The organism is Agrococcus sp. GW821-FHT14H11, assembly GCF_058803545.1.
This window is the reverse complement of the sequence record NZ_JBXAPA010000016.1, coordinates 1-11,759: the sequence shown is the minus strand read 5'-3', so window position 1 is coordinate 11,759 and position 11,759 is coordinate 1. Positions and strand designations below refer to the sequence as shown.

Below are 11,759 nucleotides of genomic sequence, written 5' to 3'. Positions count from 1 at the left end.
GCCATGATTCTCGGAGAGTGAGCGTCACGCGCGGGGAGTGAGACCAACCGTACGAGTGGGGGTACTACCCACCTTGAAAACTACATAACTTGGATTATCGGTGGTGCTTGAAGAGCGGTGATCAGGTCTGAGCCTGGAGCCGCAGCCACCGAAAGACACGGTCTTCGGCCAGCTCGACTCCGACAATCGCAAGGAGTACGGGAAGCACCACGCCGCGTGGCGGCGCGAGCGGGAGGAGCTGCTCGCTGGGTAGGACCAGCAGGAAGCGCAAGCGGCCGACTGAGCGCGGAGCTTCGCCGGAGACGCCTGCGAGCCCTGGCGCAGTTTGGCCCGGTAGCTGAGCCGGCTTCCGCGGCCGTAGCCGGCGCGCGAGGGTGGCTCCGTGCATCATGGACGCAACCCAATCTCAGGAGGACACATGACCGCGCAGCCCAAGATGCCGACCGCGGCGTGGAGCGCGGTTCTGGCTGTCCTCGGACACGTGCTCGCCATCGCTGGCGCGCTTCTCGGTCTCGCGGCGGCGTGGTCAGCAGTCGTGCCCGGCGATCCGACCCCGACGTGGTGGCTCGGCGGCGGTGCCATCGCGCTCGGTCTTGCCGCGGTCGCGATCCGGCGGTCCCCGGCGCGGGTGATGAGCGTCGCGATCGGCATGGGCGCCCTCGGCGTCGCCCTCGAGTTCGCGTTCATCGTGGTGCTCGACTCGGTGATGGGCTTCGCGACGGGCGTCGCGGGTGCGTAGCCGGGACCCGCGGCGCTGCAGGTCGCGGACGCCCACCGCTCGTCGTCGGACTGCATGTGGTTGACGAACCGGGTGCGTGGAGGCGCATGTGCCGCTGGGCTCACGCTGACCCACCACTCCGTGATGGTTCCTGCAGAGGCTTGTGCGAGCTGCTGTCCAACGTCACGCGAACCGCCGGCTGTGCAACCAGGCGCTGTTCAAGGCGATCTACGTCGACGAGGACAACGACGTGCGCGTCGGCTACCGCACTCCATACGACGGACGGAGCGACGCCGACCTGCAGGCCGACGCTCTCACCGGGGCCGCCGAGGCAAAGAAAGAGGGCCAGGTGCGAACTTCCTCCAAGGGTGGTCCCTTGGAGGAAGTTCACACGTGACCCGGCTGTGGGTGAGTAACGGGACTTGAACCCGCGACATCCGCCACCACAAGGCGGCGCTCTACCAACTGAGCTATACCCACCATGTGCGCTCAGAACGCAACCAGGACAGCATACGACATCCGGAGCCGGATCGCCGCATCGGCGGCTCACCCGGGCAGGTGCGCCCCGAACCCGTCGGAGACGTCGCGCGCGATCGCCTGGAGCTCGTCGCTCGCGCGGCCGGGCGCGTCCGTGAACACCGCGCGCCGGTAGTAGCGCAGCTCGCGGATCGACTCGAGGATGTCGGCGAGCGCACGGTGGCCGCCTGCCTTCTCGGGCGCCTGGAAGTAGGCGCGCGGGAACCAGCGGCGCGAGAGCTCCTTGATGCTCGAGACGTCGATCGAGCGGTAGTGCAGGAAGCCGTCGAGCACGGGCATGTAGCGCGCGAGGAACATGCGGTCGGTGCCGATCGTGTTGCCGCCGAGCGGCGCGGTGCGCTCGAGCGGCACGAAGCGCTGCACGTAGGCGAGCACCTCGAGCTCGGCCTCGGCGAGCGGCATGCCGTGCGGGATCTCGGCGTCGAGGCCGCTCGTCGCGTGCATCTGCCGCACGAAGTCGCCCATCTGCTCGAGCGCCGCGTCGGAGGGCTTGATCACGATCTGCAGGCCCGGGTCGAGCACCTCGAGCTCGAAGTCGGTCACGACGACCGCGATCTCCACCAGCTCGTCGACGCTCGGGTCGAGCCCCGTCATCTCGCAGTCGATCCAGACGATCCGGTCACTCGCAGCCATAGCCTCATCGTATGCGCCGCGGCGCTCAGCCGAGCGCGGCGAAGAGCTCGTCGGGGTCGACATCCGCGAGCGTGCCGATCGTGCGCTCCGCGGGCACCGGCGACTCGGGCAGCTGCGTCGTGAGGAACCAGAGCCGGGCGCCGGCGGCCGCCGCCGAGCGCGCGCCGCTGCCCGAGTCCTCGAAGGCGATCGAGGCGGATGCGTCGGCGCCGAGCCTGCGGACGGCGAGCGCGTAGGGCTCGGGGTCGGGCTTCGACCGCTCCACGTCGTCGGCCGAGACCGCGAACCGCAGCGCGCCCTTCGGGGCCGCCTCGAGCAGCGCGCGGGCGTTCTCGCCCGATGCGTTGGTGATGAGCGCCGCCGGGATGCCGCGCTCGGCGACGCGCTCGAGCAGCGCGAGGCTGCCCGGCAGCCACGGAACGTCCTCCCGGACGCCCGCCGCGACGGCGCCGGCGATGTCGGCGACGATTGCCGCTCGGTCCATGTCGACGCCGCGCTCGCGCATCCGCTCGCCCCACTCGACCATCGGCCGCCCCGTGGTCCAGTGGCAGTCCTCGGTCGTCCACTCGATGCGGTGCGCCCGCGCGAAGCGGCGCATCTCGTCGTGCCACATGGGCTCCGAGTCGATGAGCGTGCCGTCCATGTCGAACAGGAGTGCGCCGGTCATGAGCCCAGCCTTGCATGCGACGGGGCTCGCCCGGTGCAGCCCGCTGGCTGCCGTCCGCGGGCCGGTAGATTGGGCGTGCCCCCGTAGCTCAGCGGATAGAGCAGAGGCCTTCTAATCCTTTTGTCGCGGGTTCGACTCCCGCCGGGGGCGCAGCTGACGGCCTCAGGCCTCGCCCAGACCGGCGACCGTAGGCTGTCGAGGTGCTCGACGTCCTCACCCAGACCCAGCCCGCAGACGACCTCACCGGCGTCGCCGGCTGGGCCGTCAGCCTGATGGAGACGGTCGGCGCGCCCGGTGCGGCGATCGCGATCGCCGCCGAGAACCTGTTCCCGCCGATCCCGAGCGAGGTGATCCTGCCGCTCGCGGGCTTCACCGCGGCGCAGGGCGGCTTCACGCTCGCCGAGGCCATCATCTGGACCACCATCGGGTCCGTCGTCGGCGCGCTCGCGCTCTACCTGCTCGGCAGGTGGCTCGGCCACGAGCGGCTGGCGAGGATCGCGAGCCGCGTGCCGCTCGTGCGCGCGAGCGACATCGACAGGACGACCGCGTGGTTCGCGCGGCACGGCTGGAAGACGGTGCTCTTCGGGCGGTTCCTGCCCATCTTCCGCAGCCTCATCTCGATCCCTGCGGGCATCGAGCGGATGCCCCTTCCGCTGTTCCTCGGGCTGACGCTCGTCGGCTCGGCCATCTGGAACACGATCTTCATCATGATCGGCTTCTCCCTCGGCCGGAACTACCACGTGATCGAGCCATACATGGACGCGCTCCAGTGGGTGGTCGTCGCCGCCGTGCTCATCGTGATCGCGTGGTGGGTCACCGCGCGCGTGCTGCGCAACCGCCGCGAGGGCAAGGACCTCCTGCACGGCGAGTGAGCCGGCGGAGGATCCTCGGATCGATCGGGAATGCGATCGCGTCGCCGCCGGTTGGTTCGATTCTGAAGGACTTCCGACTCACCGAAAGGCTCCCATGCTGCAGAACATCCCCGGCTACCAGCCCGGCACCTACGTCATCGACGGCTCGCACTCGAACGTCACCTTCTCCGTGCGCCACATGATGGTGGCGAAGGTCCGCGGCGAGATCGAGGGCCTCGAGGGCACCATCGTGCTCGCCGAGCAGCCCGAGGAGTCGTCGATCACGGCGACCGTCGACCCGTCGACGATCAACACCAAGAACGCCGACCGCGACCAGCACCTGCGCTCGAACGACTTCTTCGCGATCGAGGAGCACCCCGAGTGGACCTTCGTCTCCACCGGCGCGCGCGTCGATGGCGACGACCTCTACGTCGACGGCGACCTGACGCTCCGCGGCGTGACGAAGCCCGTCTCGCTGCTGCTCGAGTTCGGTGGCATCGGCCCGGACACGTGGGGCAACACCCGCGCCGGCGCCTCGGCCCGCACGCGCATCAAGCGCAGCGACTTCGGCATCAGCTGGAACGTCGCCATCGAGACCGGCGGCGTCATGCTGTCGGACGACGTCGACATCGAGATCGAGATCTCGGCGATCCAGCAGGCTCCCGTCGCGGCCTGAGCCGGCGGCAGCACATCTGCGGAGCGGGGTCGGGGCGCATGCCCCGGCCCCGCTCCTCGCATCTCGGCGGCCGGTCTCAGGGGCCGGTGAAGCAGGCGAGCGCGTCGTCGAGCGACCAGCCGCGGCCGATCGGCAGCAGGGTGGTGCCGCCCGGCAGCAGGCGGCGCGACTCGAACGCGGGGCCGCCCGGCCCGTCGACGCGCGCGATGTAGCCGAGGGCGAGGCCGGATGCGCTCACCACGCGCCAGAGGTCGTCGCGCACGCGGCGCGTGGCGACGTGCGCCGCTCGAGGGGCCGTGCCCCGCTGGGTGCTGCTCATGATTGCCATCGCGACTCCTTCCGCACCACCGACGCTACGAGCGGCCACCCACATGCCGCGGGGCGTCCGCGGGCATGGGGTGCGCACAGGCTCGCCGTCTAGGCTCGACGCATGCGTGAGATCGTGCTTGCCGGTGGCTGCTTCTGGTGCCTCGACGCGGCGTACCGCGTCGTCGAGGGGGTGGAGGAGGTCGTCTCCGGCTACACCGGCGGCTCCGTCGCCCACCCGAGCTACGACCTCGTGTGCACCGGCGCCACGGGGCACGCCGAGGCCGTCAAGGTCGTCTATGACGAGGAGCGGCTGCCGACCGAGGTCGTGCTCGACATGTTCTTCACGATGCACGACCCGCGGCAGCTCAACCGGCAGGGCAACGACGTCGGCACCCAGTACCGGTCGGCGATGTTCTACCGCGACGACGCCGAGCGCGAGGCCTTCGAGGCCGCGATCGCGCGCGCCGGCGAGTGGTGGCCGGGCGAGATCGTCACGACGCTCGAGCCGCTCGGCGAGTTCTTCGACGCCGAGGAGTACCACCAGGACTTCTTCGCCAAGAACCCGACGCAGGGCTACTGCCTCGCCGTCGCGGTGCCGAAGGTCAACAAGATCCGCGCCGGCTTCGCCCAGTACCTGCGCGGCTGACCGCCGTTCTCCACAGCTCGGCCGCGGCCGTGCTCGGGCGCCGCTCGCCGCGGTGCATCCTCGCGGCATGAACGATGCAATCACCGTCGTCGGGTCCCTCGGAGGCGACCCGATCGTGAAGACCGTCAACGGCGACCGCGTGGCCGAGTTCCGCCTCGCGAGCACGAGTCGCCGCAAGGAGGACGAGCAGTGGGTCGACGCCCACACCAACTGGTTCTCCGTCGAGGCGTGGGGCGGCTTCGCCGAGCACGTCGGATCGTCGCTGCGCAAGGGCGACCTCGTCGTCGTGCTCGGCAAGCTCAAGGTCGACCAGTGGGAGTCGGGCGACAAGCGCGGCACGAGCGTCAAGATCCGCGCCGAGCACGTCGGGCACTCGCTGCGCGTGGGCCCGGTGTCGCGCGAGCGCCGGCAGCCGCAGCCCGACGCCGAGCACCGCGAGCCGGCCCCCGCCGACCGCGAGGCGCAGGCGCCTGAGCCGGCGCTGGTCGGTGCCGGCGCCGACCAGTGGCACGCGCCCGGGGCCGACGCCGATCCGCCGTTCTGAGCCCTAGGCTGGGGCCGTCCGGTCCGGCAGGTGGAGGAGGGCGCGTGCGCCAGCTCGCGGCAGTCGTGCTGCTCGCCTCGCTCGTCCTCGCCGGCTGCGCGTCGTCGCCGGGGCCGGCTGAGCCGGTCCCCGTGGCATCGCCGGCCGAGACCGGCGGCCCCGCCGACGCTCCCGCCGCCTCGGCAGCGGGCGACGAGGCGCTCGCCGCCTTCCGCTCGGCGCTCGAGGGGCAGTCGCCGACCGCCCCCGACGCGATCGTGGCGGCGGTCGAGGCCGCTGGCTTCGCGCGGTCCGCGATCGAGCGCACGCGCGAGGTCGACTCGCTCGGCGCGCCCGTCACGTTCGTGCAGATCGCGGTGAGGGAGGGCGACGGATGCCTCGTCGGCAGCGTCGGCGAGGGCGAGGCGACCGCCGTCCGGGCGAGCGCGCTCGGCAGCGGCCGGTGCCTGGTGGGGGAGATCGTCACCGTAGACTGAGGGCATGGCCGAATACATCTACTCCCTCGTGCGCGCCCGCAAGACGGTGGGCGACAAGGTGATCCTCGACGACGTCACGACCGCGGTGATCCCCGGCGCGAAGATCGGCGTGGTCGGCCCCAACGGCGCGGGCAAGTCGACGATCCTGAAGATCATCGCCGGCCTCGACACGCCCTCGAACGGCGAGGCAAAGCTCTCGCCCGGCTACTCGGTCGGCATCCTCATGCAGGAGCCGGAGCTCGACGAGTCGAAGACCGTGCTCGAGAACGTGCAGGAGGCCTTCGGCCCGATGATGGCGAAGATCGCGCGCTTCAACGAGATCTCGGCCGAGATGGCGAACCCCGACGCCGACTTCGACGCGCTCATGACCGAGATGGGCACGCTGCAGGAGCAGATCGACGCGGCCGACGCGTGGGACCTCGACTCCCAGCTCGAGCAGGCGATGGACGCGCTGCGCTGCCCGCCCGGCGACTGGCCGGTCACCACCCTCTCCGGCGGCGAGAAGCGCCGCGTGGCGCTGTGCAAGCTGCTGCTCGAGAAGCCCGACCTGCTGCTGCTCGACGAGCCCACCAACCACCTCGACGCCGAGAGCGTGCTGTGGCTCGAGCAGCACCTTGCCAAGTATCCCGGCGCGGTCATGGCCGTCACCCACGACCGGTACTTCCTCGACCACGTCGCGGGCTGGATCTGCGAGGTCGACCGCGGCCGCCTCTACCCGTACGAGGGCAACTACTCGACCTACCTCGAGAAGAAGGCCGAGCGACTGCAGGTGCAGGGCAAGAAGGACGCCAAGCTCGCGAAGCGCCTCTCCGAGGAGCTCGACTGGGTGCGCAGCAACCAGAAGGGCCGCCAGGCGAAGTCGAAGGCCCGCCTCGCCCGCTACGAGGAGATGGCGACCGAGGCCGAGCGCACCAAGAAGCTCGAGTTCGACGAGATCCAGATCCCCCCGGGTCCGCGCCTGGGCTCGATCGTGCTCGAGGCGAAGGACCTCCAGAAGGGCTTCGACGACCGCCAGCTCATCGACGGCCTCTCGTTCACGCTGCCGCGCAACGGCATCGTCGGCGTCATCGGCCCGAACGGCGTCGGCAAGACCACCCTCTTCAAGACCATCGTGGGCCTCGAGCCGCTCGACGGCGGCGACCTGAAGATCGGCGAGACGGTCAAGCTCAGCTACGTCGACCAGGGCCGCTCCAACATCGACCCCAACAAGAACCTGTGGGAGGTCGTCTCCGACGGGCTCGACTACATCCAGGTCGGCAACGTCGAGATCCCGTCGCGCGCGTACGTCAGCAAGTTCGGCTTCAAGGGCCCGGACCAGCAGAAGAAGGCCGGCGTCCTCTCGGGCGGTGAGCGCAACCGCCTCAACCTCGCGCTCACGCTCAAGCAGGGCGGCAACCTGCTGCTGCTCGACGAGCCCACCAACGACCTCGACATCGACACGCTCTCGAGCCTCGAGAACGCGCTGCTCGAGTTCCCCGGCTGCGCCGTCGTGATCACCCACGACCGGTGGTTCCTCGACCGCATCGCCACGCACATCCTCGCCTACGAGGGCACCGACGAGCACCCGGCCGAGTGGTATTGGTTCGAGGGCAACTTCGAGGCCTACGAGCAGAACAAGATCGAGCGGCTCGGCCCGGAGGCGGCGAAGCCCCACCGCTCGGCGTACCGCAAGCTCACGAGGGACTGATGCGCCTCGCGGTGCCGGTGCGCGTGCGCTGGTCCGACCTCGACGCGTACGGGCACGTCAACAACGCGGCGCTGCTGACCCTGCTCGAGGAGGCCCGCGTCTCGGCGTTCTGGGCGGGCGGGCCGGAGGGCTCGCCCACCACCGCGATCATCGATGCCGGGCCCGGCGCGACGAGCGTGACCGTCATCGCGCGGCAGGAGGCCGAGTACCTCGGGCAGATCCCGCACCACCGCGAGCCGATCGTCGTCGACATCTGGGTCGGGCAGCTCGGCGGCGCGAGCATGCAGGTCTGCTACGAGGTGCTCTCGCCCGATCGCTCCGAGGTGTACGCGCGGGCGGCGACGACCGTGGTGATGCTGGATGCGTCGACAGGCCGGCCGCGCCGGCTGAGCGACGCGGAGCGGGAGGCCTGGGCGCCCTACGTGGAGGCGCCGGTCGAGTTCCGCCGGGGCTGAGGCCCGCCGGTAGGCTGGCAGCGCAACGAGGCCACCCTTCTGGAGGAGCTCCCACCATGACCGACACCGCTGTCGAGACCACCGAGCAGTCCACCGCCCCCACCCGCATCCCGCACTGGATCGCAGGCCGGCGCCGCGAGGGCCACGGCCGCACGGCGCCCGTGTTCAACCCCGCGATCGGCGTCGCCGTGTCGGAGGTCGGCCTCGCGAGCGCCGACGAGGTCTCGGAGGCGATCGCCACCGCGAAGGCGGCGTTCCCCGCCTGGCGCGACCTGTCGATCGCGAAGCGGCAGTCGATCATGTTCCGCTTCCGCGAGCTCATCGTGCAGCGCCGTGACGAGCTCGCGACGATCGTCACGCGCGAGCACGGCAAGGTGCACTCCGACGCGCTCGGCGAGATCGCGCGCGGCATCGAGGTCGCCGAGCTCGCCACCGCGTTCCCGCTGCTCACGAAGGGCGAGTACTCGGAGAACGCGTCGACGGGCGTCGACGTCTACTCGCTGCGCCAGCCGCTCGGCGTGGTCGGGATCATCAGCCCGTTCAACTTCCCGGCGATGATCCCGCTGTGGTTCGCGCCGGTCGCGCTCGCCGCGGGCAACTGCGTCGTCATCAAGCCGAGCGAGAAGGACCCGTCGGCGGCGGTCTTCATCGCCGAGCTCTTCCAGGAGGCCGGCCTGCCCGACGGGGTGCTCACGGTCGTGCACGGCGACAAGGAGGCCGTCGACACGCTGCTGACGCACCCCGACGTGCAGGCGATCTCGTTCGTCGGCTCGACGCCGATCGCCGAGTACGTGTACGAGACGGGCTCGAAGCACGGCAAGCGCGTGCAGGCGCTCGGCGGCGCGAAGAACCACATGCTCGTGCTGCCCGACGCCGACCTCGACGTCACCGCCGACGCGGCCGTGAACGCGGGCTTCGGCTCGGCGGGCGAGCGCTGCATGGCGATCTCGGTCGTCGTCGCGGTCGACTCGATCGCCGACGAGCTGACCGCCAAGATCAAGGAGAAGATGGCGGCGATCCGCACGGGCGACGGCACGCGCGACAACGACATGGGCCCGCTCATCACCGGCGCGCACCGCGACAAGGTGGCCGGCTACATCCAGACCGCCGCCGACGACGGCGCCGACCTGGTCGTCGACGGCCGCGACCCCGAGGTCGACGGCGACCCGAACGGCTTCTGGCTGAAGCCCACGCTCATCGACAACGTGCCGACCGACTCCGCCGCCTACAAGGAGGAGATCTTCGGGCCGGTGCTCTCGGTCGTGCGCGTCGCCTCCTACGAGGAGGGCCTCGAGCTCATCAACAGCAACCCTTACGGCAACGGCACCGCCATCTTCACGAACGACGGCGGCGCCGCGCGCCGGTTCCAGAACGAGGTGCAGGTGGGCATGGTCGGCATCAACGTGCCGATCCCGGTGCCCGTCGGCTACCACTCGTTCGGCGGCTGGAAGCGCTCGATCTTCGGCCAGGGCAAGGCCTACGGCAAGCACGCGTTCGAGTTCTACACGCGCGAGAAGGTCGTCACGAGCCGCTGGCTCGACCCGAGCCACGGCGGCCTGAACCTCGGCTTCCCCGAGAACTAGCCCCGAGTACGAGCCCTGAGCGCACGGCGCCCCGCCTCCGGACGGGGCGCCGTCGCTATGCCGCGTCGCGCCGGACGGCGAGGATGAGCGCGGTGCCGAGCTCGCCGGTGGCCGGGTTGACCTCGTTCTCGACCAGTCGCGCCTCGACCGCCATGCCGAGCCGCTCGGCCACGATCCGCGAGGCGACGTTCTCCTCGTCGAGGTCGGCGATCACGCGGTGCGCGCCCATCGCCCACGCGAGCTGCAGCGCCGCCCGCGCGGCCTCGGTGGCGATGCCCTTGCCCTGCGCGTCGGCGGCGATCATCCAGCCGAGCTCGAACTGCCGGCCGGCGAGGCTCGTGATGCGCAGCATGAGGTCGCCGACGAGCCGGCCGTCGAGCTCGATGCCCAGCTGCGCCGCGTCGCCGTCGCGCAGGTAGACGGGGGCGCCGCCGGCCGTCCAGGCCATGAGCTCGGCCTCGGTCTGGTCGCGGTTGTAGGTCCAGCGCCGCTGCCCGGGGGCGTTGCGGTAGTCGCGCACGGCGTCGAGGTCGTCGGGCCGGAGCGTGCGCAGCACGAGGCGCTCGGTGCGCAGCGGCAGCGCGTCGCGCAGGGTGCGCATGGCCTCGGCGGGGGCGATCGGCTCGACCCTCATGCGGGGTCGCCCGGCTGCTCGGGCACGCGCACCATGCCCTCCTGCGCGATCGTCGCGACGTGGGTGCCGTCGGCCGTGTAGACGAAGCCGTTCGCGAGGCCGCGACCGCCGCCGGAGGAGCTCGTCTCGAGCTCGAGCAGCAGCCACTCGTCGACCCGCGCCGGCCGGTGCCACCAGACGGCGTGGTCGAGGCTCGCGGCCTTGAGCCCGGGCGTCGCCCAGGCGGCGCCGTGCATGCGCACGATCGGCTCGAGGATCGCGTAGTCGGAGAGGTAGGCGAGCGCCGCGCGGTGCAGCGCGTCGTCGTCGGGCAGGCGGTCCTTCGCCTTGATCCAGACGTGCTGCTTGCCGTGCCGGGGGCGCGTGGGGTCGGGCACGTAGACGGGCCCCTCGACGTGGCGGATGTCGAAGGGGCGGGCGATGACGGCGCGCGCCTGCGGGTGGCCGGCGTAGGGCGCGAGGAGGTCCTCCGAGCTCGGCAGCTCCTCGGGCCGCGGCAGGCCCTCCGGCATCGTGTGCTGCGAGCTGGGGCCGGGGTCGTCGTCCTGGAAGGACGAGATCATCGACATGATCGGCACGCCCTGCTGGTAGGCCTGCACGCGCCGCGTCGAGAACGAGCGGCCGTCGTGGATGCGCTCGACGGCGAGCGTGATCGGCAGCTCGACGTCGCCCGGCCGCACGAAGTAGCCGTGCACCGAGTGGATGCGCCGCGCCTCGGCGACCGTGCGCTGCGCGGCGACGACGGCCTGCGCCATGACCTGGCCGCCGAACACGCGGCCGAACGGCATCGGGTGGCTCGTGCCGGTGAAGATGTCCTCGCTCGTGCGGGCGCCCGTCTCGGCCAGGGCCAGGGTCTCCAGCAGGATGCGGATGCGCTCGGTCATGCGGGTCCTCTCGAACGGTGCCCGACGGGGCCGCTCTAGTCTAGGGAGCGCATGCACGCCATCCTCTCCCTCGACGAGCGCGCCCGCGCCGACCTCGTCCTCCTGCTCGACCGCGCCGCCGTCTTCGGCGACGGCACGGTGCGGCTCGCGGCCGACGGCGACGTCGCGCTGCTGACCACGCCCATGACCGCCTCGAGCGGCCTGCTCGACACCGGCCCGACGATCCTCGTCGCGCGGGCGTCGCGCATGCGCGAGCCGGCGAGGTTCGACGGCGTCGTGGCGCTGCCGGCGCTGCGCGACGCGCTGCGCGAGGGCGCCGACGTCGAGGTGCCGGATGCCGTGGGTCGCCCGGCGTGGGCGGCCGTCTCGCCGCCGCGGGGCGGCTGGGCGCACGCGGGCGACGTCGATGCGGAGGCGGTGCGCTCGCTCGCCGCGCAGGCGGCGGCCGCCGTCGAGGCC

The 11,759-nt window shown here is 71.4% G+C and carries 15 protein-coding genes, 2 tRNA genes and 1 pseudogene; 12 read left to right on the top strand and 6 right to left on the bottom strand.

Annotation, left to right across the window (positions count from 1 at the left end; genetic code table 11):
* Positions 1-436: 436 nt before the first annotated feature.
* The gene (locus AC1RNL_RS13220) at positions 437-739 is read left to right on the top strand and encodes a hypothetical protein (protein ID WP_492935480.1); all 303 of its coding nucleotides are present in this window, start codon (positions 437-439) and stop codon (positions 737-739) included.
* 142 nt (positions 740-881) lie between these two features.
* Positions 882-1,115 carry a hypothetical protein gene (locus AC1RNL_RS13215; RefSeq protein ID WP_364197291.1) on the top strand — a complete coding sequence of 78 codons (234 nt, stop codon included), beginning with the start codon at positions 882-884 and terminating at the stop codon, positions 1,113-1,115.
* Between the two features lie 10 nt (positions 1,116-1,125).
* Here AC1RNL_RS13215 and AC1RNL_RS13210 read toward each other — a convergent pair.
* The 3 genes from AC1RNL_RS13210 to AC1RNL_RS13200 all read right to left on the bottom strand — a co-directional run bounded on the left by AC1RNL_RS13210 (position 1,126) and on the right by AC1RNL_RS13200 (position 2,555).
* Positions 1,126-1,198 (bottom strand) — tRNA-His (locus AC1RNL_RS13210).
* Between the two features lie 66 nt (positions 1,199-1,264).
* Complete coding sequence (gene orn, locus AC1RNL_RS13205; protein WP_128190229.1) at positions 1,265-1,888, bottom strand: oligoribonuclease; 624 nt, start codon at positions 1,886-1,888, stop codon at positions 1,265-1,267.
* Between the two features lie 25 nt (positions 1,889-1,913).
* Positions 1,914-2,555: an HAD family hydrolase gene (locus AC1RNL_RS13200; protein ID WP_400530616.1), complete on the bottom strand. Its 642-nt coding sequence runs from the start codon at positions 2,553-2,555 to the stop codon at positions 1,914-1,916.
* Between the two features lie 77 nt (positions 2,556-2,632).
* Here AC1RNL_RS13200 and AC1RNL_RS13195 point away from each other — a divergent pair.
* The 3 genes from AC1RNL_RS13195 to AC1RNL_RS13185 all read left to right on the top strand — a co-directional run bounded on the left by AC1RNL_RS13195 (position 2,633) and on the right by AC1RNL_RS13185 (position 4,082).
* A tRNA-Arg gene (locus AC1RNL_RS13195) sits at positions 2,633-2,705 on the top strand.
* 50 nt (positions 2,706-2,755) lie between these two features.
* The gene (locus AC1RNL_RS13190) at positions 2,756-3,427 is read left to right on the top strand and encodes a DedA family protein (RefSeq protein ID WP_400530614.1); all 672 of its coding nucleotides are present in this window, start codon (positions 2,756-2,758) and stop codon (positions 3,425-3,427) included.
* 94 nt (positions 3,428-3,521) lie between these two features.
* Positions 3,522-4,082, top strand: a complete 561-nt coding sequence (locus AC1RNL_RS13185; protein WP_128190231.1) for a YceI family protein — start codon at positions 3,522-3,524, stop codon at positions 4,080-4,082.
* A 76-nt stretch (positions 4,083-4,158) separates the two neighbouring features.
* On the opposite strand, the gene AC1RNL_RS13180 is transcribed toward AC1RNL_RS13185, so the two are convergent.
* Positions 4,159-4,401, bottom strand: a complete 243-nt coding sequence (locus tag AC1RNL_RS13180; protein WP_246991380.1) for a hypothetical protein — start codon at positions 4,399-4,401, stop codon at positions 4,159-4,161.
* Positions 4,402-4,512: 111 nt separating this feature from the next.
* Between AC1RNL_RS13180 and msrA the strand changes: the two genes are divergently transcribed.
* From msrA to AC1RNL_RS13150, 6 genes are all read left to right on the top strand, one after another.
* A complete protein-coding gene (gene msrA / locus AC1RNL_RS13175; RefSeq protein ID WP_492935479.1) occupies positions 4,513-5,037 on the top strand; it encodes a peptide-methionine (S)-S-oxide reductase MsrA in 525 nt (174 codons plus the stop codon).
* A 67-nt stretch (positions 5,038-5,104) separates the two neighbouring features.
* The gene (locus AC1RNL_RS13170) at positions 5,105-5,581 is read left to right on the top strand and encodes a single-stranded DNA-binding protein (protein ID WP_364194283.1); all 477 of its coding nucleotides are present in this window, start codon (positions 5,105-5,107) and stop codon (positions 5,579-5,581) included.
* Positions 5,582-5,625: 44 nt separating this feature from the next.
* Positions 5,626-6,057, top strand: a complete 432-nt coding sequence (locus AC1RNL_RS13165) for a DUF6993 domain-containing protein (protein ID WP_364194280.1) — start codon at positions 5,626-5,628, stop codon at positions 6,055-6,057.
* A 4-nt stretch (positions 6,058-6,061) separates the two neighbouring features.
* Positions 6,062-7,744, top strand: coding sequence for an energy-dependent translational throttle protein EttA (gene ettA / locus AC1RNL_RS13160; protein WP_246991360.1), 1,683 nt, complete (start codon positions 6,062-6,064; stop codon positions 7,742-7,744).
* Positions 7,744-8,199 carry an acyl-CoA thioesterase gene (locus AC1RNL_RS13155; protein ID WP_128190743.1) on the top strand — a complete coding sequence of 152 codons (456 nt, stop codon included), beginning with the start codon at positions 7,744-7,746 and terminating at the stop codon, positions 8,197-8,199. Before ettA ends, AC1RNL_RS13155 begins: the two co-directional genes overlap by 1 nt.
* Before the next feature lie 56 nt (positions 8,200-8,255).
* Positions 8,256-9,782 carry a CoA-acylating methylmalonate-semialdehyde dehydrogenase gene (locus AC1RNL_RS13150; RefSeq protein ID WP_246991358.1) on the top strand — a complete coding sequence of 509 codons (1,527 nt, stop codon included), beginning with the start codon at positions 8,256-8,258 and terminating at the stop codon, positions 9,780-9,782.
* Between the two features lie 55 nt (positions 9,783-9,837).
* On the opposite strand, the gene AC1RNL_RS13145 is transcribed toward AC1RNL_RS13150, so the two are convergent.
* Positions 9,838-10,416: a GNAT family N-acetyltransferase gene (locus AC1RNL_RS13145; protein WP_310124771.1), complete on the bottom strand. Its 579-nt coding sequence runs from the start codon at positions 10,414-10,416 to the stop codon at positions 9,838-9,840.
* The gene (locus AC1RNL_RS13140; protein WP_310124774.1) at positions 10,413-11,300 is read right to left on the bottom strand and encodes an acyl-CoA thioesterase; all 888 of its coding nucleotides are present in this window, start codon (positions 11,298-11,300) and stop codon (positions 10,413-10,415) included. The genes AC1RNL_RS13145 and AC1RNL_RS13140 overlap by 4 nt, the downstream gene beginning before the upstream one ends.
* Before the next feature lie 51 nt (positions 11,301-11,351).
* Here AC1RNL_RS13140 and AC1RNL_RS13135 point away from each other — a divergent pair.
* A pseudogene (locus tag AC1RNL_RS13135) lies at positions 11,352-11,759 on the top strand (hypothetical protein); the annotation flags it as partial.